22 protein-coding genes are annotated in these 21,719 nt (G+C 71.7%); 5 read left to right on the top strand and 17 right to left on the bottom strand.

The window, feature by feature from the left end; all coding sequences use genetic code 11:
- Nucleotides 1-88 precede the first annotated feature (88 nt).
- Nucleotides 89-1,090 (bottom strand): helix-turn-helix transcriptional regulator, encoded by a 1,002-nt coding sequence (locus Sfr03f_RS04855; protein ID WP_108952441.1) that lies wholly within the window; start codon nt 1,088-1,090, stop codon nt 89-91.
- Between the two features lie 192 nt (nt 1,091-1,282).
- Between Sfr03f_RS04855 and Sfr03f_RS04850 the strand changes: the two genes are divergently transcribed.
- The 3 genes from Sfr03f_RS04850 (at nt 1,283) to mgt (ending at nt 3,483) form a co-directional block, all read left to right on the top strand.
- Nucleotides 1,283-1,645, top strand: a complete 363-nt coding sequence (locus Sfr03f_RS04850; RefSeq protein WP_159105547.1) for a hypothetical protein — start codon at nt 1,283-1,285, stop codon at nt 1,643-1,645.
- A gap of 103 nt (nt 1,646-1,748) precedes the next feature.
- Nucleotides 1,749-1,964, top strand: a complete 216-nt coding sequence (locus tag Sfr03f_RS04845) for a hypothetical protein (protein ID WP_108952439.1) — start codon at nt 1,749-1,751, stop codon at nt 1,962-1,964.
- 316 nt (nt 1,965-2,280) lie between these two features.
- A complete protein-coding gene (mgt, locus tag Sfr03f_RS04840; RefSeq protein WP_108952438.1) occupies nt 2,281-3,483 on the top strand; it encodes a macrolide-inactivating glycosyltransferase in 1,203 nt (400 codons plus the stop codon).
- A gap of 579 nt (nt 3,484-4,062) precedes the next feature.
- Here mgt and Sfr03f_RS30145 read toward each other — a convergent pair.
- Nucleotides 4,063-4,416 carry a hypothetical protein gene (locus tag Sfr03f_RS30145; RefSeq protein ID WP_159105546.1) on the bottom strand — a complete coding sequence of 118 codons (354 nt, stop codon included), beginning with the start codon at nt 4,414-4,416 and terminating at the stop codon, nt 4,063-4,065.
- A 275-nt stretch (nt 4,417-4,691) separates the two neighbouring features.
- Nucleotides 4,692-5,033 carry a hypothetical protein gene (locus Sfr03f_RS04835; RefSeq protein ID WP_159105545.1) on the bottom strand — a complete coding sequence of 114 codons (342 nt, stop codon included), beginning with the start codon at nt 5,031-5,033 and terminating at the stop codon, nt 4,692-4,694.
- Nucleotides 5,034-5,370: 337 nt separating this feature from the next.
- Between Sfr03f_RS04835 and Sfr03f_RS04830 the strand changes: the two genes are divergently transcribed.
- A complete protein-coding gene (locus Sfr03f_RS04830) occupies nt 5,371-8,940 on the top strand; it encodes an ATP-binding protein (RefSeq protein WP_245967493.1) in 3,570 nt (1,189 codons plus the stop codon).
- A gap of 231 nt (nt 8,941-9,171) precedes the next feature.
- A complete protein-coding gene (locus Sfr03f_RS04825) occupies nt 9,172-9,720 on the top strand; it encodes a DUF1697 domain-containing protein (protein ID WP_108952435.1) in 549 nt (182 codons plus the stop codon).
- A gap of 7 nt (nt 9,721-9,727) precedes the next feature.
- Here Sfr03f_RS04825 and Sfr03f_RS04820 read toward each other — a convergent pair whose 3' ends face one another.
- The 14 genes from Sfr03f_RS04820 to Sfr03f_RS04765 all read right to left on the bottom strand — a co-directional run bounded on the left by Sfr03f_RS04820 (nt 9,728) and on the right by Sfr03f_RS04765 (nt 21,462).
- Nucleotides 9,728-10,495 (bottom strand): sirohydrochlorin chelatase, encoded by a 768-nt coding sequence (locus tag Sfr03f_RS04820; protein WP_108952434.1) that lies wholly within the window; start codon nt 10,493-10,495, stop codon nt 9,728-9,730.
- Between the two features lie 11 nt (nt 10,496-10,506).
- Nucleotides 10,507-11,415, bottom strand: a complete 909-nt coding sequence (locus Sfr03f_RS04815; protein WP_108952433.1) for an ABC transporter permease — start codon at nt 11,413-11,415, stop codon at nt 10,507-10,509.
- Entirely contained in the window at nt 11,402-12,193 is a 792-nt protein-coding gene (locus Sfr03f_RS04810) for an ABC transporter ATP-binding protein (RefSeq protein ID WP_108952432.1), read from the bottom strand. The genes Sfr03f_RS04815 and Sfr03f_RS04810 overlap by 14 nt, the downstream gene beginning before the upstream one ends.
- 61 nt (nt 12,194-12,254) lie before the next feature.
- On the bottom strand, nt 12,255-13,358 hold the full coding sequence (locus Sfr03f_RS04805; protein ID WP_108952431.1) for an aliphatic sulfonate ABC transporter substrate-binding protein: 1,104 nt from the start codon (nt 13,356-13,358) through the stop codon (nt 12,255-12,257).
- 47 nt (nt 13,359-13,405) lie between these two features.
- Nucleotides 13,406-13,579, bottom strand: a complete 174-nt coding sequence (locus Sfr03f_RS30140) for a hypothetical protein (protein WP_159105544.1) — start codon at nt 13,577-13,579, stop codon at nt 13,406-13,408.
- Nucleotides 13,580-13,581: 2 nt separating this feature from the next.
- Nucleotides 13,582-14,940: a sulfate adenylyltransferase subunit 1 gene (locus Sfr03f_RS04800; RefSeq protein ID WP_108952430.1), complete on the bottom strand. Its 1,359-nt coding sequence runs from the start codon at nt 14,938-14,940 to the stop codon at nt 13,582-13,584.
- Between the two features lie 2 nt (nt 14,941-14,942).
- Nucleotides 14,943-15,878: a sulfate adenylyltransferase subunit CysD gene (gene cysD, locus Sfr03f_RS04795; protein WP_108952429.1), complete on the bottom strand. Its 936-nt coding sequence runs from the start codon at nt 15,876-15,878 to the stop codon at nt 14,943-14,945.
- Nucleotides 15,875-16,459 carry an adenylyl-sulfate kinase gene (gene cysC, locus Sfr03f_RS04790; protein WP_108952428.1) on the bottom strand — a complete coding sequence of 195 codons (585 nt, stop codon included), beginning with the start codon at nt 16,457-16,459 and terminating at the stop codon, nt 15,875-15,877. The genes cysD and cysC overlap by 4 nt, the downstream gene beginning before the upstream one ends.
- On the bottom strand, nt 16,456-17,166 hold the full coding sequence (locus Sfr03f_RS04785; RefSeq protein ID WP_108952427.1) for a phosphoadenylyl-sulfate reductase: 711 nt from the start codon (nt 17,164-17,166) through the stop codon (nt 16,456-16,458). Before Sfr03f_RS04785 ends, cysC begins: the two co-directional genes overlap by 4 nt.
- Nucleotides 17,163-17,357 carry a hypothetical protein gene (locus Sfr03f_RS04780; RefSeq protein WP_108952426.1) on the bottom strand — a complete coding sequence of 65 codons (195 nt, stop codon included), beginning with the start codon at nt 17,355-17,357 and terminating at the stop codon, nt 17,163-17,165. The genes Sfr03f_RS04785 and Sfr03f_RS04780 overlap by 4 nt, the downstream gene beginning before the upstream one ends.
- Entirely contained in the window at nt 17,354-19,045 is a 1,692-nt protein-coding gene (locus Sfr03f_RS04775; RefSeq protein WP_108952425.1) for a nitrite/sulfite reductase, read from the bottom strand. Before Sfr03f_RS04775 ends, Sfr03f_RS04780 begins: the two co-directional genes overlap by 4 nt.
- A 133-nt stretch (nt 19,046-19,178) precedes the next feature.
- Nucleotides 19,179-19,262 (bottom strand): putative leader peptide, encoded by an 84-nt coding sequence (locus tag Sfr03f_RS31635; protein ID WP_356135130.1) that lies wholly within the window; start codon nt 19,260-19,262, stop codon nt 19,179-19,181.
- A 314-nt stretch (nt 19,263-19,576) separates the two neighbouring features.
- Nucleotides 19,577-20,167, bottom strand: coding sequence for a GNAT family N-acetyltransferase (locus tag Sfr03f_RS04770; protein WP_245967397.1), 591 nt, complete (start codon nt 20,165-20,167; stop codon nt 19,577-19,579).
- A gap of 86 nt (nt 20,168-20,253) precedes the next feature.
- Nucleotides 20,254-21,462, bottom strand: coding sequence for a hypothetical protein (locus tag Sfr03f_RS04765; protein WP_245967396.1), 1,209 nt, complete (start codon nt 21,460-21,462; stop codon nt 20,254-20,256).
- Nucleotides 21,463-21,719: the final 257 nt, after the last annotated feature.

Genomic DNA, 21,719 nt, shown 5'->3' with positions numbered 1-21,719 from the left:
CTGGGCCCGGGCCGTTGTCAGCCCTCTCCGGACGTCCTAATCCTGCAATGTCATAAGCCGTCCAACGGCCGCGCACGACGGGCCGGGTTCACTCCCCGGCGGTCAGCCAGCCCTTGGCCACGGCCTTCGCCCCCGCCTGGAAGCGGCTGCGGGCGTCGAGCTTCTCCAGCAGGTCGGCCGCGATGCGGCGGGCGGTGCGGGGAGAGACGCCGAGCCGTTTGGCGACCGCCTCGTCCGTCAGTCCCTGGCCGAGCAGGCGCAGCGTCTCGGCCTCCTGGGCGCTGAGTCCGCGCTCGTCCCGCTCCCGGCTCGTGGTGTCGCCGAGGGGGACGGCGCTGTCCCAGATGCTCTCGAAGAGGGCGCACAGGGCGGTGACGGTGCCGCTGCCGCTCAGCACCAGGGCGCCGGCGGAGCTGTCGCCCTCGTCGACCGGGACGATGGCGGTCCGGCGGTCCAGGATCATCAGCCGGACGGGCAGCGAGGGGGTGGTGCGGACCTGACTGTCCAGTTCCGCCAGCCACTTGGCGTACGCCACCGTCGGAGGGCTGTTGCGGACGCTGTCGAGGTACAGCGTCCGCATGACCACCCCGCGCTCCAGCAGGGCCTGGTCCTGGGGCTTGGCGGTGGCCATGCTCGCCTCGCTCTGCCCACCGCCGGGCGCGAAGGTCATGACTTCGGACGCGACGTCGCGGACCAGCACCGCGATCCGTTCCCGTATCTCCTCGATGCCCTCCAGGCGTTCGACGCCCTCGGTCTGCCTGCTGAGCCGGGAGGTGGCGAACTCGGCCGACAACTGGGCCGCCGCGTCGCGCAGTTGTTCGATGCGGCGCTGCTCCGCGGTCACCCGTTCCTGCCGGCGGGCGATGACCGCCTGGATGCCGAGCTCGGGGTTCACCGCGCGGAAGCCGGCGGGCCGGTCGGCGGCGGGGCGCACGAGCGCCAGTTCGCTGAGCTGGTCCAGCGCCTGACGCAGCCGCTCCTCGGGGAGCCCCACCTTCTCCCGCAGGTCGGTGAACTCGCTCTCCGGGTGCGCCAGGATCGTCCGGTACACGGTTTCGCAGACCTCGTCCAGACCCAGGACTTCGAGCAACGGTCGCCTCCCCCGCGACAAAAGACATGCGTCTTCGTTCCAGTCTTACCCGATCGGGACTCCGGACACAGGTGATCAGGTCACCTTGGCAGAAATTTGATCAAGGACGCCAGGTGGCCGCTTCCGGCCCCTGCATAAATGGTCCAGGAATGTCCCTGTCGTCCACCTGTGAAGTGCGGAAGTGTGACCGAGGTGAATCTGGTACATGTGCGGATCCGGCTCGACGGGCCCGTGGACGACCGCGAGTGGCTGAAGCAGGTCTTCCACTCCCGCGCGCTCCTCGGGGAGGGCGTCGAGCACATCAGCATCCACCTCGAGGGGGACGGCGACCTCACGGTGGGCTTCTGGATGAGCGCCGCCTCCGTCGTCACCGGCGAGGACACCGCGAACACCGTCGCGCGCCGCGCGCTGAGCGCCGAACCCACCCTGCGCCGGGCCGCGATCGTCAGCTGCTCCACCGCCCTGGTGCCCGAGGCCTTCGACCGGATGCTGCGGCCGGCGCCGGAGTCTGGACGGAATAGGCGAAGGACGGATACGGCCACCCCGGATGCCTAGTGGACCTCGTCCGGCGCGGCGAAGCTTGTCGGTGTCAGCAGGTGACCGCGGGCCGCACGCCGAAGGGCCACCGCCACCCCGCCTCGAGCAATCGGGAGATTTCATGTCGCAGTCCCTCGTCCGCACGGTCCGCCGCCTCGGTGTGACGCTCGCCCTCGTCGCGCTCCCCGCCACCGGCGCGGCCGTCGCCGTGGCGCACGACGCGGGCTCCACCGCCACCGTCGTCCGGGCGAGCGACGGCACGACCGACGAAGGGGCGACCGGCGCGGGCACGACCGACGGCACCGCCTCCGGCAAGGACACCACCGGCTGGGACTAGGCCCGCAGCGGTACTCCGCCCCTCCCCGGCGAGCCGCCGTCGCCGTGGCCCCGCACCTGTGGTGGCCGTTCGGGAGGACGTACGTCAGGCACGATGCCCGCACCGACCGGCGGACGCGTCGACCACGGACGTCACGCACCGGCCGGGCCCGAGGGCCGGCCCCCTATCATCACGAGCAGCCCGCGCCCCGGGCCGGGACGCCCCGCCTGGCGCGAATCGCCAGGACACCCGGCCACGACCGCGTGCCGCGTCCGGCCGAGGTCGTCGGGGCCGAAAATGGGGAGAGCCGCGCGCGAACTCCCGTTAGGTTCGGGACATGACCACCTCCCGCCCCGCGCACATCGCCATGTTCTCCATCGCCGCCCACGGCCACGTGAACCCCAGCCTGGAGGTGGTCCGGGAGCTGGTGGCGCGTGGGCATCGCGTCACCTACGCCGTCCCTCCGGTCTTCGCGGAGAAGGTCGCCGTCACGGGTGCGCAGGTCAGGCCGTGGAACTCCACCCTGCCCTCCCCGGAGGACCCGCCGGAGGCCTGGGGTTCGACCCTGCTGGACAACGTCGAGCCCTTCCTCGACGACGCGATCCAGGCCCTGCCGCAGCTGGAGGCCGCCTACGAGGGCGACCGCCCCGACCTGGTGCTGTACGACATCGCGGCCTACCCCGCCCGCGTCCTCGCCCACCGCTGGGGCGTCCCCGCGATCTGCCTCTCCCCCGCCATGGTCGCCTGGGAGGGGTACGAGAAGGAGGTCGGCGAGCCGATGTGGGAGGAGCCGCGCAGCACGCCGCGCGGGCAGGCCTACTACGCCCGGTTCCAGAAGTGGCTGGACGACAACGGCGTGCCGCTGGACCCGGACACCTTCGGCGGGCGGCCCGACCGCGCCCTGGTCCTCATCCCCCGCGCCCTGCAGCCGAACGCCGACCGGGTGAACGAGGACGTGTACACCTTCGTCGGGGCGTGTCAGGGTGCTCCGACCGCCGGGGGCGGCTGGACCCGTCCGGCCGGCGCCGACAAGGTCGTCCTGGTCTCGCTCGGTTCGGCGTTCACCCGGCAGCCCGCCTTCTACCGGGCGTGCGTGGAGGCCTTCGGCGACCTGCCCGGGTGGCACACGGTGCTGCAGATCGGCAAGCACGTCGATCCCGCCGAGCTCGGCACGGTCCCCTCCCACGTCGAGGTCCGCGACTGGGTGCCGCAGCGGGCGATCCTCGCCGAGGCCGACCTGTTCGTCACCCACGCGGGCGCGGGCGGCAGCCAGGAGGGCCTGGCGAGCGCGACCCCGATGATCGCGGTGCCGCAGGCGGCGGACCAGTTCGGCAACGCGGAGACGCTGGCGTCCCTGGGCGTCGCCCGGCACGTCCCGGCCGAGGAGGCCACCGCCGACGTCCTGCGCACGGCGGCGCTCGCCCTGGTCGACGACCCCGAGGTGGGCGCCCGGCTGTCCGCGATCCGCGACCGGATGGCGCAGGAGGGCGGCACCCGGCGCGCCGCCGACCTGATCGAGGCCGAACTGCCCCGGCCCTGAAGCCCGTCGTCGACGCCGGGCGGGGCCGCGGGCGAGGCACTCCGGCGGCCGCGCCCCGGCCGCCGGGGCCGTCGGTGCGGCGGCGCGACGGCGGACAACCCGCGCCCCAGGCCCTCGGTGAGCGCGAGCAGTGCCCGGCTGTCGCCCAGCTGGCCGGTGAGCCGGCCCCGGCCCACTGCCGCGCGGCGGGCGTTGCAGGCCACCACGCCGTCTTCCGATGTCGCGCCACCGAAGTCCGCCGTCCCGCCGGAGAACGCCGCCCCGTCGAAGGACACAGTCGGAGTTCTTCAGCACGCCCAGGAGGTCCAGGGCACCCCACCGTCGTACGACCTCGTCCTTGAGGGTTGACGGCCGGTCGGCTCGGCCGGCGACTCCAGCTCCGGCACGGCGGCTGCCCGGTCTCCGACGTAGGGCACCGGACGGGTCATGGTGCGCGGCATGACTAACAGGACACAGCAACCGGACCGCATGCCGACAGCTTCCCCGGCTCCCGAGGAGCCACTCACCATGACGGCCGCCTACGCCCCAGCCTCTACCCTGACCGGCGGTGCCCTGATCGCGGCACGCCCCCTCTCTCCTTCACCAGGCGCCGGCGCCGCAGACGGTGGTATCGGTGTGGTTCTGCGATACGCAGACCCGGGATCCCGCGTCCGTTCCATTCCAGTGGAATCCAGTCTTGCTCTGCGCCACGTGGATCACGACATAGTCGGACACTCGTGTCCAGTCGTAACCACCGGTTCCCAGACGCTTTCGCTCGAGCCAGTAAGCGCAATCATCTCCCCAGGACTGGGCTACGGCCTGCACGTAGCCGTCAGATGCGCGCTTGTTGAGCCAGCCCTTGCAGGATCCGACCGTGGCATCTTTGCCCGGCCAGTACTCGATCTCAGCGGCTTGGGCCGAGCCCGCGCTGCCCACCGAGACTGCCAGGGCCATGGCAGCAGTCACTACAGCCGCTCGAACCGTTAACCTGTTCTCCATTTTTATCCCCTGATGATTGATTGAGCAGAGTCACGCCAATTCCGCGATGAGTTCGCAACACGCACATGAGTTAGCCATTTGCCGTGGTGCTCCCGGGCCCATGGCCGTTGCGGCCGAGCGGGTTGTCTTCACTCAGCTGGAGTCGACGTCGCCCGAGGGGGCCGGGATGCGGGAGCCGTCGTGCGGGCGGCCTCACCACGAGGTCGGCCGCCCGCACGACCTAGACCGTCCTAGTAGACGTACTGCGTGAAAACGCCCGGCGCGCAGTATCCGACGCGGATGTAGTTGCCGTCCTGGACCAGGATGCACTCCTGGAGTTCCCAGTACTGCAGGTTGGAGGCGAAGTTGTACTCGCCTATCGGCACGATCTTTCCGTAGCCGAGAGTGTTCCACACCTCCTCGTGGCGCACCCCCCCGTCCTTGTACACCGCCTTGATCCTGAATGCGGCACCCTTGCCGTCGTTGTTTCCGGTGTCCTTCAGCTCGCCCTTGAGGTGGTAGCGGCCGTTCGCCGCCTGCCACCAGGTGCCGTGTGCCCAGGCTCCTGCGACGTCCCCCGTGGTGGGAGTCAAGTCGTACCCCTGGGCCGCGTGGGCCGAGCCGGCGAAGGAAAAGCTGAGTCCGGCGGCGACGGCTACAACCACCAGATTCCGCCGAATGCCCTTGAACGTGATGCCATTGGCCATGGCAGTCCTCCTGGATGTCGATGGTGCGAGCGGGAACGGACCGTCTGAGTGGGCGGTGGCACGGAGCTGCCCGCATTCCACCGCGGGGCCCTTGTCGTCCTGTTTCTGTCCTGGACCAAGCTGCTCGGCCGACTGTCGGCGAACCTTGGACAAACATTGAATCGGCTGGTCGAAGGTGTTATGCCAGGACGGGGAGCCAAAGACTTGGGGGCGTGCGGTGACGATGGAGTTCGCTGTACTCGGCAGCGTCGAGGCGCGTGTGGGCGGACGGATCATCGATCTCGGTCACGCCCGGCAGCGGTGTGTGCTCGCGGTCATGTTGGTGGACGCGAACCGGGTGGTTTCGGTGGACCAACTCGTCGAGCGCGTCTGGGCGGACCGTTCTCCGCAGCGGGTCCGGAACACGCTCTACGGTTATGTCTCCCGTCTCCGGCAGGCTTTGGCCGTCGCAGACGGGGCGCACATCGTCCGGCGATCCGGAGGGTACGTCCTCGACGTCGAAGCGGCGGCAGTGGATCTGCACCGCTTCCACGACCTTGTCACGCGTGCTCGGGCGGCCGCGCGGAGCGGGCAGGATGAGCTGGCGGCGGACCTGTTCGGGCAGGGACTCGGCCTCTGGCGGGGAGATCCCTTCGCGGGACTGGACACGCCGTGGATCAACGTCACTCGTGCCGCCGTGGATCGGGAACGGGTCGCGGCCGAGCTGGACCACACCGATGCTCGGCTCCGCCGGGGGCACCACAGCGGCCTGTTGGCCGAGTTGTCCGGTCAGGTGGAGGAACGCCCGTTGGACGAACGGCTAGCCGGCCAGTTCATCCTCGCTCTCTACCGTGGTGGTCGTCCAGCCGATGCCCTCGGCCACTACGAGCGGACGCGGTTGCTGCTGGCCGAGGAATTCGGCTGTGACCCGAGCCTCCCACTGCAGCAACTGCATCAGCAGATCCTGACCAGCGATCCGGCACTGGACGTCCGAGCCGCCGACCCTGCCGTGCACCCGCCCGGCGGGCGCTTCCCGGGCTCCGCACCCGCCCTCGTACCGCTTCGGCCCTCCAGGCCCGGCCCGGTGCGCTCCCCGCGGGACGGCGTCGGCCTTCCTCCCCCGCCGACGCCGCGGCGTTCCCAGCCACAGGGCCACCTGGTCGGGCGAACAGTGGAGTTGACGGTCCTCGACGGTGCGATCGAGGACGTCCTGGCCGGTACACCAGGTGTGCTCGAGGTGGTTGGTGATCCGGGTATCGGAAAGACACGGTTGCTGAACGAACTGTGCGGGCGCGCGAGGCAGCGCGGTCTCGTGTCGTTGATCGGCCGCAGTGCGGAGTTCGACCGGGCTCCGTACAGCGTGTTCGTGGACGCGTTGGACGATCACCTCGGCCAGGTGGAGTTACTCCGGCCCCCGCAGGAGGGATCATCGTTCGGCGGGTTCGCCCTGCTGAGTACGGTCTTCCCCGCACTCTGTGACCGGCTCCCGACCGGGTCGGAGCCCGTGGCGGTCGAGCGGTACTGGTTCCATCGGGCGGTGCGGACGTTACTGGAGACGCTGAGTTCCGACGGCGGGCTCGTCCTCTGCCTGGACGACCTGCAGTGGGCGGATGACGGTACGGCGGAGCTGATCGACCATCTGGTGCGGCACCCGCCCAGGGCTCCCCTGCTCCTGGCCCTCGCCCACCGCCCGAGACAGACCCCGCAGCGGTTGGCCGCGGCACTGGCCCGCGCAGGCAGGGAGGGAAGGATCGTCAGGGTGGAGCTGGGTCCGCTGTCCCCGGCCGAGGGAGCGGAATTGTGCGGGGTCAGGCCGGATCACTGGCGTTTCCGACGGCAGTACGAGGCCAGTGGCGGCAACCCGTTCTACCTGGAGGCGCTGACCCGGAGCATGGGGAGCAGAAACCCGCCGGCGGTTCCCGTCGACTCCGTGCCCGTTTCCGGCGACCTGCCGCAGCCGGTGCAAGCCGCGCTGCTGGAGGAGCTGGGAGGTCTGTCGGCCACCGCACGGGTCTGTACGAAGGCGGCCGCGGTGCTCGGCGACTCGTTCGAGGCCGAGGTGGTGGCAGTTGTGGCCGGCACAGGTGAGGCACAGGCCCTCGCGGCCCTGGACGAGGCTGCGGAACGGGACCTCGTACGCCAGGTCGGCTCCACACGCCGATTCCGGTTCCGTCATCCGCTGGTGCGGACAGCGGTGTACCAGGGAACCGGCGCCGGCTGGCGGATCGAGGCGCACGCCCGTGCCGCGGACTTCCTCGCACTGCACGACGCACCACTGACCGCGCAGGCGTCGCACGTTCAGCGTTCGGCGCGCGTAGGAGACGCACACGCCGTCGACGTACTCGTGCGGGCTGCCCGAGAGGTGATGATGATCGCGCCGGCCGCTGCCGCGCACTGGACACAGGAGGGCTTGCGCCTGCTCGGCGAGCAGAGTCGGCTCCGGCCCGAACTGTGGGTCCAGCAGGCTGATGCGCTGGGCATGGCCGGACGCCTGGTGGAAAGCCGCGACGTGCTGCGCACGGCTGCTTCTCTCTGGCCTGCGCAGGCACGGGACGAGCGGGCCCGGCTGACCGTCTCTCGAGCCACGATGGAGTGGAAGCTCGGCCGGTACGAGGCGGCGATGTCGCTGCTGACCCGGGAGCTGGATGGCACTGCCGGCCTGCCGGGATCCACGATCGCAGCCCTGCAGGTGGGGGTGGCGACAGTCGCGCTTCGCACAGCGGACTTCTCCACGGCCGTCGCTTGGGGCGAACGCTCGCTGCACTCGGCAACGGCCTTCGGTGATCCGTCACAGATTACCAGGGTCCGGGGACTCCTGGCACTGGCGCATACCCTGGCCGGGGACGCCGCTCGAGCGACCGAATGCCTGGGCCTGGTCCGGGAGGCAATCGACGAAGCCGATGACCAACACCCGGCCGACCGGATCGACACTCTTGTCACGGTCGGCTGGACGGAGATGTTCCTGGGCCATTACGACCCGGCGCTGCGCCACCTCCGTCAGGGCATAGATCTTTCCCGACGTACCGGTCAGAGCCTCATGCTTGCGGATCTCCTGGCCGCCTCCGCGTACGTCTTGATGTGGCGCGGGCATCTGGACGAGGCAGTGAGGTACGCCAACGACGCGCTGGAGGCGGCGTGCCTCGTCGGCAGCGACGAGCCGCGCTCACTGGCCGAGGCGGTCCACGCGGCGGTCTCGATGTGGCGGGGCGACTTCGCCGGAGCACGGAAGATCTGCGAGGAGTCGCTTACGCAGGCCGGTCTTGAACCTGCCCGGCACCGATCGGCCATCCTCGGGATGCTCGGCAATGTCTTGCTGCTCGACGGTGATCCGGTGGGCTGTGTCCGCAGGGTGACCGAAGCAGGCGGCGGCCCCGGGATGCCGGCGTTCGAAGCACCCGTGCGCCCTTTGTGGATGCGGCTGCTGGCTGGTGCGGAACTGGTCCGGGGCGATGTGGCGGCTGCTGAGTCGTGGGCCGACCGCGCAGCGGCAGCGGTGAGCCCCGACCGGCCGCCGGGAGAGTTCGGTTTCGCTGTGCTGGCCCGCGCTGAGATCCACCTCGCCAAGGGGGACCCGGCTGCGGCAGAGGCCGCGTGCGAAGCGGCTGACGCGTTCCGCTCGGCTCGCATGCCGCTCTACGAGGCCACAGCCCGGCTGACGGCAGGCATCGCACTGTCCGTCGTCGACCGCCATGGCGAAGGCCGTACTCAGATCGAACAGGCAAGAACGTTGTTCACCAGATGCGGGGCGACGTCCCTGTCCGAACTGGCCGATCAGGAACATCGTCGTATCGCCACGCGAACGGAGACCCCCTGAGTGGTGGACACGCTGATACCGGATCTGCTTGATCCGGAGGGAACGAGAAGACCGCCGGTGGCGATGAAGGACCACTCGGAGGAGTTCAAGGCCGATGCCGTAACCCCGGCTCGAGTCCACACCCGGGTCGACCTACACACGTGCAGCGTCCTCGTCGTGGTCACCCCGCGCCGTCCACACCGGGTCCGCAACTCACCGCAAGAACAACGGCCCTCGCCGTAGGGTGGCCGCATGACGAGGTATGCGGCCCTGCTGCGCGGGGTCAACGTGGGTGGCGGCCGGAAGATGCCGATGGCCGAACTGCGGGCCGTGCTCGAGGAGCTCGGGCACCGGGACGTGCGGACGTACCTGCAGAGCGGCCAGGCGGTGTTCACCGCCGAGGACGGCGACGAGGAGGCGCTGGCCGCGGAGCTGGGGGCCGCGCTCGGGAAGCGGTTCGCCTACACCTGCGAGGTGCTGGTCCGCGACCACGCCTACCTGGCCGGCGTCGTGGCCGGCTGTCCGTTCCCGGCCGCCGAGCTGGAGGGCAGGCAGCTGCACGTCACCTTCCTCGACCGCTCCGTGGACGAGGACCGGTACGCGGACGTGGACCGCGAGGCGTTCCTGCCGGAGGAGTTCCGCATCGGCGACCGGGCCGTCTACCTGTACCTCCCGGACGGCATGGGCCGCTCCAAGCTCGCCGACCGGCTGTCCGGGCCCCGTCTGGTGAAGGGCCTGATCGCCACCACCCGCAACTGGAACACGGTCCTCAAGCTCGACGAGCTGACGTCGGCGCCCTGAGGAGGCCTCACGCCCCCAGTGCCGTCGCCGCGGGGAACCGGGCCGCGTCGTAGCGGGCGAGGAGCACCCGGGCGACCTCGGGTGACGGGCCGAGGACACCGGCGAGGACGTCGGCCCCGGCGGACGCGGCGCCGGCCGCGATGCGGTCCGGGAGGCGGCCGGGCGCCAGGACGTACGGCGCGACGGCCACCCGTTCGCAGCCCGCGGCGCGCAGCTCCCGTACCGCGTCCTCGGTGCGGGGGAAGCCCCCGGGAGATGCCGCGGAGGCGAACGCGGGTCGCACGGCGCACCAACCGGTGTGCCGCAGCTCCCGCGCGATTTCAGCGATCACCGCGATCGCCTCCGGGTCCGTGGAGCCCGCCGACGCGAGGACGACCCCCGTGGCGGACCGGTCGGCGGGGGTGAGCCCCGCCTCGTGCAGCCGCCGCTCCAGCGCCGCGAGCAGCAGCGGGTCCGGGCCCAGCACCTCGGCGGCGGTGACCCGCAGCCGGGCCGGGGCCCGGCACAGCACGGCGGGGATGTCGGCCTTGGCGTGGAAGGCGCGGGTGAGCAGCAGCGGCTGGGCGACCACGTCCTTCACCCCCTCGGCGGCCAGCGACTCCAGCACCCCGTCGACGGTGGGGAGGTTGAAGTCGAGGAAGGCGGTCTCCACCCGCAGGCCGGGCCGTTGTTCCCGCACCCGCTCCACCAGCGCGTGGACGCTGGCGGCGTGGCGCGGGTCGCGGCTTCCGTGGGCTACGACCAGCAGGACGGGGCGGGCGGGGGCGTGGTGCATGGGAGGACCGCTCAGCTCTTGACGAGGAGGCCGCGGCCGCGCAGGATCCGCCGCTCCAGGGGACTGAAAATCAGCAGGTCGATGGCGATGCCGACGACCAGGATCAGGATGATGGCGAGGAAGACCAGGGACATGGAGGAGGCGTTGCGGCCGTTCTCCAGCAACTGGCCGAGTCCGACGCCGAGATCGGGCGAGGAGGCGATGATCTCGGCGGCCATCAGGGAGCGCCAGGAGAACGCCCAGCCCTGCTTCATGCCGGCCACGTAGCCGGGCAGCGCGGCCGGCATCACGATGTGCCAGGCGCCCCTGAGGCCGGTGGCGCCCATGGTCCGGCCGGCCCGCAGGTACAGCGGGGGCACCTGGTCGACGCCGGAGACCAGCCCGTTGGCGATGGACGGCACCGCGCCGAGCAGGATCACCGCGTACATCATGGAGTTGTTCAGGCCCAGCCAGATGACGGCCGGCGGCACCCAGGCGACCGAGGGCAGCGACTGCAGGCCGGAGAGGATCGGTCCGATGGCCGCGCGGACGAACCTGACCCGGGCGACGAGCAGGCCGAGCGGCGTGCCGATGACCAGTGCGAGCAGGAAGCCGAGCAGGCCGCGGGAGACGCTGGTCCAGATGTAGCCGAGCAGTTCGCCCTCGAGCCAGGACTCCTCGATCTCGGCCCACACGTCGGAGGGCGCGGGCAGCTTGGTGGGGTCGTCGACGATCTTCAGCGAGACCAGGAGCTGCCAGACCACGACGACCAGCAGGACGGCGACGACCGGCGGAAGGACCTTCTGCAGCAGCGTCTGGCGCAGCGGGGTGCGTCCGGTCTCCACCGACTCCAGTGCGTCGAGGCCGGCTTCGAGACCGGCGGTGTCGTCCGCCTGCCGGTCTTCCTTGGTGACGGCGGCGGTGGTGTCAGTGCTGGCCATGTCGGCGGATCTCCCCACGGAGTTGTTCGGTGATCTCCAGTGACAGCTCCGCGACCGCGGCGTCCTCGATGCGGCGCGGGTGCGGGATGTCGACCTGCCATTCGCGGGCGATCCGGCCGGGCCGGGAGGAGAGCAGCACGACCCGCTGGGCGAGCCGCACCGCCTCGCGCACGTTGTGGGTCACGAAGAGGACCGACAGGTTGGTCTCCCGCCAGATGCGGGTGAGTTCGTCGTGCAGCACGTCGCGGGTGATGGCGTCGAGCGCGGCGAACGGCTCGTCCATCAGCAGCAGCCGGCTGTCCTGGGCGATGGCACGGGCCAGGGCGACGCGCTGGCGCATGCCGCCGGACAGCTCGTGCACGCGCTTGCCGTAGGCGCCCTTCAGCCGGACCAGCTCGAGGAGCTCCTCGGCCCGCTCGCGGCGCAGGTTCTTCTCGACGCCCCTGAGCTTGAGGGCGAGTTCGATGTTCTTCCCGGCGGTCAGCCAGGGGAACAGGGCGTGTTCCTGGAACATCAGGGCGGGGCGTCCGTCGGTGGTGATGTCGCCCGCGGTGGGCCGGTCGAGGCCGGCCACCAGGTTGAGCAGGGTCGACTTGCCGCAGCCGGACGCCCCCAGGAGGGTGACGAACTCGCCGGGGGCGACGTCGAGGGTGATGTCGTCCAGTACGAGCTGGGTTCCGGCGGGCCCGGCGAAGGACTTCGAGACGTGCTCGATGCGCGCGGCACTGCGGACGTCGGTCCGGTTGTCCTCGGCCGTGGCGAGGGTGATGGTCGCCATGGTCACCTCCTGGTGGGAGCTCACGGGTGGGTGTGGTCGTTCGGCGCGGCCGGCGCCGCGGTCAGCCGGCACCGAGGCCCGCGTCGTCGACGGCGGGCTTCCCGGCCTTCTTCAGGACCGCGTTGAGCGGGCGCAGGTCGTAGATGCCGTCGAGCTCCGGGCTCTCGAGCAGACCGGCGTCCACGGCGTGGGCCGCCTGGCTCTCGAGGGTGGCGGCCAGCGGGTCGTCGGTGACCGTAATCGACTCCCAGGCGGGGTCGAGGATCTCGGCGGGCAGCGCCTTGCCGGAGTCCTCCTCCAGCTGGGCGTTGGCGGCTTCCTTCGCCTCGGCGGGGTGGGCGCCGATCCACGCGTTGGTCTTCACGGACGCCCTCAGCACCGCCTCGACGGCCTTCGGGTGCTCGGCCAGGAACTTCTGGGAGACGACGATGTTGGTGATCACGAACTTCTCGTCCGGCCACAGGCTGCTCTCGTCGAGCAGCACCTTGCCGCCCTCGGCGACCAGCTTGGAGGCGGTCGGCTCGGGCACCCAGGCGCCGTCGACCGAGCCGGCGGCGAAGGCGCCCGGGGTCACCTTGTTGTCGGAGCGGACGACGGAGACGTCGCCCTTGCCGCTCTCGGCGTCGACCTTCCAGCCCTGCTCGGAGATCCAGTGGAGGAACGCCACGTCCTGGGTGTTGCCGAGCTGCGGGGTGGCGATCCGCTTGCCCTTGACGTCCTTGAGGGAGGTGATCTTCTCGGGATCGACCACCAGCTTGACGCCGCCGGACGCGGACCCGCCGATGATCCGCAGGTTCTTGCCCAGGGACCTGGTGTAGCCGTTGATCGCCGGGGAGGGGCCGATCCAGCCGATGTCCACGGAACCCGAGTTGAGCGCCTCGATCTCGGACGGGCCGGCGTTGAAGACCTGGTAGGCGGCCTCGGTGCCGCCCAGTTCCCGCTGGAGGAAGCCCATGCGGTGGGCGACCAGCGGGGTGGCGTGCGTGAGGTTGCCGAAGTAGCCGATCCGCACGGTGTCCAGGCCGTCGGTCTTCTCCCCGGCCGGGACGACGGTCTCCGCGTCGTCCTTCGCCTGCGAGCCGTAGCCGCAGGCGGCGAGCGCCAGCAGCGGCAGCACGGCGGCCACGGCGAGGCCCTGGCGGAACGGGGAGCGGTTGGCAGGCACGGGAGGGGTTCCTCTCGATGGCCCGGCGGTCACCGCCTGTCGTCGTGTCAGGCGGTGGCCGGGAGGCGGTGGGGTCTTCGTTCGGTGCGGAGTCGGTGGTGCCGGACGTGCCGGGTACCGCCCGCACATCGGGCGACTCCGCCCTGCCCGCTGCCGAGGGTGCCGCTGCCGACGCGGCCGCCCTCCTTGGCGAACGTGCCGAAGAATCCTGGGGTGTTCATGGTCAGAAGTCCCAGCCGTCCTCGTCCGCCTGTGCCGTGGCAGCCTCGGCGACCTGCTTGGCGGAGGCGAAGGAGTCGCCGGCCATGCCCGCGGTGAGCGTGGAGCCGTCGGCCGGGTCGATCAGGATGAACGCCCCGGTGGTGCGGGACACCTCGTAGGCGTCCAGCGGCAGCGGCTCGGCGGTGCGCAGGACGACGCGGCCGATGTCGTTGGCGGCGAGCTGCCCGGGCCTGGGGTGCAGGGAGAGGTCGTCCAGGGTGAGCCGGGACGGGATCTCCTTGACCACGGCCTTCACGGTGCGGGTGCCGTGCTTGAGCAGCACCCGGTGGCCCTCGGTGAGCGGCCGGTCGGCGACGTGGCAGACGGTGGCCTCGACGTCCTGGGTGGCGGCGGGGGCGTCCTGGCTCGGGGCGATCAGGTCGCCGCGGGAGATGTCCAGGTCGTCCTCGAGCAGCAGGGTGACCGACTGGGGCGCGCGGGCGCTCTCCACGGGCACGCCGAGCAGGTCGATGCCCGAGATCCGGGTGGTGCGGCCGGAGGACAGCACGGTGACCTCCTGGCCGACGCGGAACGAGCCGGCGGCGATCTGCCCCGCGTAGCCGCGGTAGTCGGGGTGCTCGGCGGTCTGCGGGCGGATCACGTACTGCACGGGCAGCCGGGCCGGGAGCGTGTCGAGGGTGCCCTCGGCACCGCCGACGACAGGCACCGTCTCCAGGTGCTCGAGCACGGTGGGGCCGCCGTACCAGTCCATGTGGGCGGAGGGCTCGACGACGTTGTCGCCGGCCAGCGCCGAGATGGGGACGGTGGTCACCTCGGGCACGCCCAGCTCGGTGGCGTAGGCGGTGAACTCCTCGGCGATGGCCGCGAACACCGGCTCCGCGTAGTCGACCAGGTCCATCTTGTTGACGGCCAGCACGACGTGCGGGACGCGCAGCAGGGCGGCGATGGCGGCGTGCCGGCGGGTCTGCTCGACGACGCCGTTGCGGGCGTCGACGAGGATCACCGTGAGCTCGGCGGTGGAGGCGCCGGTGACCATGTTGCGGGTGTACTGCACGTGGCCGGGGGTGTCGGCGAGGATGAACCGCCGCCTGGGCGTGGCGAAGTAACGGTACGCCACGTCGATCGTGATGCCCTGCTCGCGCTCGGCGCGCAGGCCGTCGGTGAGCAGGGCCAGGTCGGGGGTGTCCTGGCCGCGGCTCGCGGAGGCCCGCTCGACGGCCTCGAGCTGGTCGGCGAGCACCGACTTGGAGTCGTGCAGCAGCCGGCCCACCAGGGTGGACTTGCCGTCGTCGACGGACCCGGCGGTGGCGAACCGCAGCAGCGTGGTGGGTTCGGCGGCCTGTTCGGTGGTGGTCGTCATGGTTAGAAGTACCCCTCGCGCTTGCGGTCTTCCATCGCTGCCTCGGAGAGCTTGTCGTCGGCGCGGGTGGCTCCGCGCTCGGTGAGGCGGGAGGCCGCGATCTCGGCGATCACCTGGTCCAGCGTGGCGGCGTCGGAGTCGACGGCGCCGGTGCAGGACATGTCGCCGACGGTCCGGTAGCGGACCTGGCGGGTCTCGAGGGGCTCGCCGTCCTTGGGGCCGCCCCAGTCGCCGGCCGTCAGCCACATGCCGTTGCGCGCGAAGACCTCGCGCTCGTGGGCGAAGTAGATGGCCGGCAGCTCGATCGCCTCGCGCTTGATGTACTGCCAGACGTCCAGCTCGGTCCAGTTGGAGAGCGGGAAGACCCGGACGTGCTCGCCGGGGGCGTGCCGGCCGTTGTACAGGTTCCACAGCTCGGGGCGCTGGCGGCGCGGGTCCCACTGGGAGAACTCGTCGCGCAGGGAGAAGACGCGCTCCTTGGCGCGGGCCTTCTCCTCGTCGCGGCGGCCGCCGCCGAAGACCGCGTCGAACTTCTCGCTCTGGATGGTCTCGGTCAGCGGAACCGTCTGGAGCGGGTTGCGGGTGCCGTCGGGGCGTTCGCGGAGCACACCGCGGTCGATGTAGTCCTGGACGGAGGCCACATGGAGGCGCAGCCCATGTTCGGCCACCACACGGTCGCGGTAGTCGAGGACCTCGGGGAAGTTGTGCCCGGTGTCCACGTGGAGCAGCGCGAAGGGCACCGGCGCGGGCGCGAACGCCTTGAGCGCCAGGTGCAGCATCACGATGGAGTCCTTGCCGCCGGAGAAGAGGATCACCGGCCGCTCGAACTCGCCCGCGACCTCACGGAAGATGTGCACGGCCTCGGACTCGAGCACGTCGAGGTGGCCGAGCGGGCCCTGGCCCGCGGCGGTGTCGCGGAGTGCGGCGACGGTGGTCATGCCAGGCCCCTTTCGGTGAGCAGAGCGTGGACGGCGGCGGCGGACTCGGCGACGGTCTGGTCCTGCGACTCGATGCGCAGGTCCGGTGTCTCGGGCGCCTCGTAGGGGTCGTCGACGCCGGTGAGCCCGGATATCTCGCCGGCGGCCTGCTTGGCGTACAGGCCCTTCACGTCGCGTACCGAGCAGACGTCGAGCGGGGTGGCGACGTGCACCTCCAGGTAGGGGGTGCCGCCCGCCTCGTGGCGCTTGCGGACGGCGTCCCGGCTGTCGGCGTAGGGCGCGATCACCGGCACCAGCGTGGTCACGCCGTTGCGGGAGAGCAGCTCGGCGAGGAAGCCGATGCGCTGGACGTTGGTGTGGCGGTCCTCGCGGCTGAAGCCGAGGCCCGCCGAGAGGAACTCGCGGATCTCGTCGCCGTCGAGGACCTCCACGCGGTGTCCCTCCGCGCGCAGGCGCCGGGCCAGCTCCAGGGCGATCGTGGTCTTGCCGGCGCTCGGCAGACCCGTCAGCCAGACGGTGGCTCCGCTCACGTGCTCGTTCTCCTTGGTCGTCGCTTCCCCCGGTCGGGTGCCGCCGGTCATCCGTGCAGCCCGCACTCGGTCTTGCCGCGCCCGGCCCAGCGGCCGGCCCGGGCGTCCTCGCCCTCCAGCACCCTGCGGGTGCAGGGCGCGCAGCCGACGGAGGCGTAACCGTCCATCAGCAGCGGGTTGGTGAGCACGCCGTGCTGGGCGACGTAGGCGTCGACGTCGTCCTGGGTCCAGCGGGCGATGGGCGAGATCTTCACCTTGCCGCGCTTCTCGTCCCAGCCGACGACGGGCGTGTTCGCCCGGGTGGGGGACTCGTCGCGGCGCAGCCCGGTCGCCCAGGCCTGGTAGCCCTTGAGGCCTTCCTCCAGCGGCTGGACCTTGCGCAGCTTGCAGCACAGGTCGGGGTCGCGGTCGTGCAGCTTCGGCCCGTACTCGGCGTCCTGCTCGGCGACGGTCTGCCGCGGGGTGAGGGTGAGGACGTTGACGTTCATCACGGCCTCGACGGCGTCCCGGGTGCCGATGGTCTCCTCGAAGTGGTAGCCGGTGTCCAGGAAGACCACGTCCACCCCGGGCTTCACCCGGGAGGCGAGGTGGGCCACCACCGCGTCCTCCATGGAGGAGGTCACGCAGAAGCGGTCGCCGAAGGTCTCGACGGCCCACCGCATGACGTCCAGGGCCGAGGCGTCCTCCAGCTCGCGGCCGGCCCGCTCGGCGAGCGCCTTGAGCTCCTCGGCGGTGCGCTGCTCCTGTGCCGTGGTCATGAACCCTCCCGCTGCGTGACGCCGTCGTGGGCCGTGCCCTGCTGGAAACCGCGGGCGAGCAGCCCGAGGAACTTCAGGTGGAATGCGCGGTTGCACGCCCCGCATTCCCAACTGCCGTATCCCTCCTCGCCCGGCCGCAGGTCCTCGTCCCCGCAGTAGGGGCAGTGGAAGGGCGCCGCCCGCTCGCTCACGACAGGTCTCCCTCGGCGGCGCGGGCCGTCCAGGCGGCGAACCGCTCGCCGCTCTCGCGCTGCTCCAGGTACCGGCGCAGCACCCGCTCGATGTAGTCGGGGAGTTCGGCGGAGGTGACCTTCAGGCCGCGGACCTTGCGGCCGAACCCGGCCTCCAGGCCGAGGGCGCCGCCGAGGTGGACCTGGTAGCCCTCCACCTGCTGTCCGTCCTCGTCGAGCACCAGCTGGCCCTTGAGGCCGATGTCGGCGACCTGGATGCGGGCGCAGGCGTTGGGGCAGCCGTTGAGGTTGATGGTCAGCGGCTCGTCGAACTCAGGCAGGCGGCGCTCGAGTTCGTCGATCAGCGCGGCGCCGCGCGCCTTGGTCTCGACGATGGCGAGCTTGCAGAACTCGATGCCGGTGCAGGCCATGGTGCCGCGGCGGAACGAGGAGGGTTCGACGATCAGGTCGAGCGCGCGCAGCCCCTCGGTCAGCGAGGCGACCTGCTCCTCGGCCACGTCCAGCACGATCATCTTCTGCTCGACCGTGGTGCGCAGCCGGCCCGAGCCGTGTTCCGCGGCCAGGTCGGCGATCTTGGTGAGGGTGGCGCCGTCCACGCGGCCGACGCGCGGGGCGAAGCCGACGTAGTAGCGGCCGTCCTTCTGCCGGTGCACGCCGACGTGGTCGCGCCAGCGCTCCACCGGCTCGGCGGGGGCCGGGCCGTCGGCCAGCTCGCGCTTGAGGTACTCGTCCTGCAGCACCTGGCGGAACTTCTCCGGGCCCCAGTCGGCGACCAGGAACTTCAGGCGGGCGCGGTTGCGCAGCCGACGGTAGCCGTAGTCACGGAAGATCGAGATGACGCCCTCGAGGACGTCCGGCACGTCCTCCAGCGGCACCCAGGCGCCCAGCCGGACGCCCAGCTTGGGGTTGGTGGAGAGGCCGCCGCCGACCCAGAGGTCGAAGCCGGGGCCGAGCTCCGGGTGGCGCACGCCGACGAAGGCGACGTCGTTGATCTCGTGCGCCACGTCCAGGAGGGGCGAGCCGGAGATCGCGGTCTTGAACTTGCGCGGCAGGTTGGAGTAGGCGGGGTTGCCGACGACGCGGCGGTGCGCCTCCTCCAGGGCCGGGGTGCCGTCGATGATCTCGTCCTCGGCGATGCCGGCGACCGGGGAGCCGAGGAAGGCGCGGGGGGTGTCGCCGCAGGCCTCGGTGGTGGACAGGCCCACCGCCTCCAGGCGGTTCCAGATCTCGGGGACGTCCTCGATGCGGATCCAGTGCAGCTGGATGTTCTGCCGGTCCGTGATGTCCGCGGTGCCGCGGGCGAACTCCTGGGAGATCTCGCCGATGACGCGCAGCTGCTCGGTGGTGAGCCGGCCGCCGTCGATGCGGACGCGGAGCATGAAGTAGCTGTCGTCCAGCTCCTCCGGCTCCAGGACCGCGGTCTTGCCGCCGTCGATCCCGGGACGGCGCTGGGTGTACAGACCCCACCAACGCATGCGTCCCCGGAGGTCGTTGGGGTCGATCGAGTCGAATCCACGCTTCGAGTAGATCGTCTCAATGCGTGTCCGCACATTGAGACCGTCGTCGTCCTTCTTGAACTGCTCGTTCCCGTTGAGCGGGGTGAAGTGTCCGGCGGCCCACTGACCCTCGCCGCGGTGTCGGCTCACCTTGCGGCGGGAGGCGGCGGGATTCTGGGGCGTGGCTGCCATGGTTCACAGTCCTTCGGGACAGACGGGCATACGGCTCTGACCTGGGCGGATCAGCGCAGGGGCAAGGAGACGTCCCGCGGCGTCATCGGGCGCGGTACGGGGAGGGAGGGGGTGTCGGGCGGCTGAGGGCGGGTCAGCAGGCCGGACAGATGGCGCTGGACATGCGACCGAGGTCGACGTGTCGTCGACTCACCAGGGCGATTCCAGTTCCGAACATGGCGGAAGCGTGTCACGGGGTCCTGGCGAGCGTCCACTGACGTCCATGATCTGGACATCTGCGTCTCGCTATGCGATATGGGCGTGTCATGCACATCAGTGCACGTCAGCGGCGTACGCCCTGCTCAGCGGCGTCCGCGGACACCGCCGGAGGGAGAGGTCCTGAGGCAGGTGAAGATCCCGGGCGAGCCGGGAGCCGCGCGCGGCGGGTGGGGCCCGCGGGGCGGGTGGAGCCGCAAGGGCGGGTGGGGCCCTCGGGGTGGGTGGGGCCGCAGGGGCGGGTGGGGCAAGCCGGGGTGGACGGGGCCGCCGGGGTCAGGCGGGGAAGGCGCCGGGCCAGGGGCCGGGGGCGGCGGGGACGTGCTCCTCGGCGGTCTCGGTGCGGAAGAGGCGGAAGCCGCGGCGCAGGTAGTTGTCCATGGCGTGCTCGCCGTCCAGGCTGCAGGTGTGCAGCCAGACCCGCGTGGTCGGCGTGCGCCCCGGCAGGCGGTCGGCCAGGTCCCAGGCCCGGGCGGCGCCCTGGGAGAGCAGGTGCCCGCCGATGCGCCGGCCCCGGAAGTCCGGCAGCAGGCCGAAGTACACGATCTCCACCACGCCCTCGTCCTGCGCCTCCAGCTCCACGTACCCGGCGGGCGTGCCCCGGTCGTACGCCACCCAGGTCTCCACGCCGGGCCGCTCCAGGTGCTCCCGCCACCGGGCGTGGGACCAGCCGAGCCGGTCGGTCCAGGTGACGTCGCCGCCCACCGAGGCGTACAGGAACCGGCTGAACTCCGGCGAGGGCACCTCGGCCCGGACCACGCGGACGTCGCCCTCCGGCACGGCGGCGGGACGCAGGTCGACGGCGGAGGTCTGCTCGAGGGACCAGGTGGTGACCATGGTGACCGTGGTGGCGGAGGTGCTGCTCATGCGGCCAGACAATCATCCGGGCAGGTGCCCTGTCGAGGAACCGCCGGTCACCTCACACCCCACCCGCCGGGCAGGTGCGGTCCGGGTCACTCCAGCGAGGCGTCGACCGCGCGCAGCGGCACGGCGAACAGGGTGCGCTCCCCGTCCCCCGGGGCGTCGGCGACGCCCCAGAGCTCACCGGTGCCCGAGCGGTACGCCAGCCCGCGCGCTCCCGCGGCCCAGCAGAACGGCAGGTCGTAGTCCCCGCACCGTGCGGCGCTCGCGGTCCGCTCCCCCGCCGACTGCGCCCACAGCGCACCGCGGCCGCCCTGGGCCTCCCGGGGGTCGGCCGCCAGGTACCACCGGTCCTCCGCGGCGCCCTCGGGCCGGTGCGCCACCACGCCCCGGATGCCGGTGGCCTCCGTCCGGTAGCTCTCCACCGGCCGCGCGAAGCCGCTGCCGTCCACGGAGAGCAGCCCTGCCCTGTCCTGGTAGCTGCTGAAGCTGTAGCGCCACAGCCGCGAGCGCCCCTCGTCCCGCCGCTCGGCGGCGACCAGGGTGTCGGGGGAGGTGGACCGGTCCACCGAGAGGGCGCCGAGACAGGCCGAGCCGTCGTCCCCCTCGGAGCACGCGTCACCGCGCAGCCGGTACGAGGCGACGGCCGGCAGGACGAACCTGCTCCCGTCGTCCGCCCGGGTGCCCGACGCGCGGTGCACCCGGTCCAGCGAGAAGACGTGCAGGGTCTCGCCGCCGCCGGGCCTGCCCACGGTGGCCAGCAGCTTGTCCTGGTACCACACCATGCCGCGCAGTTCGGCGCCGAGCGGCCGGTACCCCTCGTCCCGCACGCCCGCGGCCTGCGGGGTGGGCAGGGCCAGCAGCCCCCAGGTGTAGGTGAGCCGGTCGGGGTCGCCGGCGTCGACGAAGGCGACCCGCGCGGACCCGGCCCCGTCCGCGTCACCGGTCCGCGTCCACGCGGACACGATCACCGGGTCCTCGCCCCACCGCCGGTCGGAGTCGGCGGGCGCGGTCACCGACACCGGGGTCCAGTCCTCGTCCAGCGCGTCGGCCTTGTCCCAGCAGTAGGAGCGCGCCGCCTCCGGCTCCGCGGGCAGCGCTCCCTCGCCCGCGCAGTCGCCCCCGGCCGGCATCTCGTGCTCGGCCTCGCGCAGCACCGTGCGCAACGGGACGGCGCCGCCCAGCCGGTCGGCGAGGGCGTCGAGGCGCGGCCACGGAACGGCCTCCTCGCGGAGCACCGGCCCTGCCGCGGCGGGGAGTCGCTGCAGGCCGCCCGGGGTGTCGTCGGTCGCCTGCGACACGCTGATGACGGTCGCCGCTCCGGTGAGGGCGAGCGCCGTCCCACCCAGCAGGGCACGCAGCGCAACACCCCTTCTGCGCCTGCGATGTCTGCCCCGTGCCATGGGGTTCCTCCCGTGTCCTCGCCGTAACACCGTTCCGCGGCAACGGAGTCGTGTCCACCGCCGGTCCTGAGGAGTTGTCCGTGGATGGTACGGCAGTTGTGGCCGAGCCTGGTCAACACCCTGGCGCATGGGGAAGGATCGCCGCCACCCACCCC

Source organism: Streptomyces fragilis (assembly GCF_003112515.1).
In the GTDB taxonomy this organism is placed as follows: domain Bacteria; phylum Actinomycetota; class Actinomycetes; order Streptomycetales; family Streptomycetaceae; genus Streptomyces; species Streptomyces fragilis.
The sequence above is the reverse complement of the archived record's forward strand: the minus strand, read 5'-3'. Positions and strand labels throughout refer to the sequence as shown.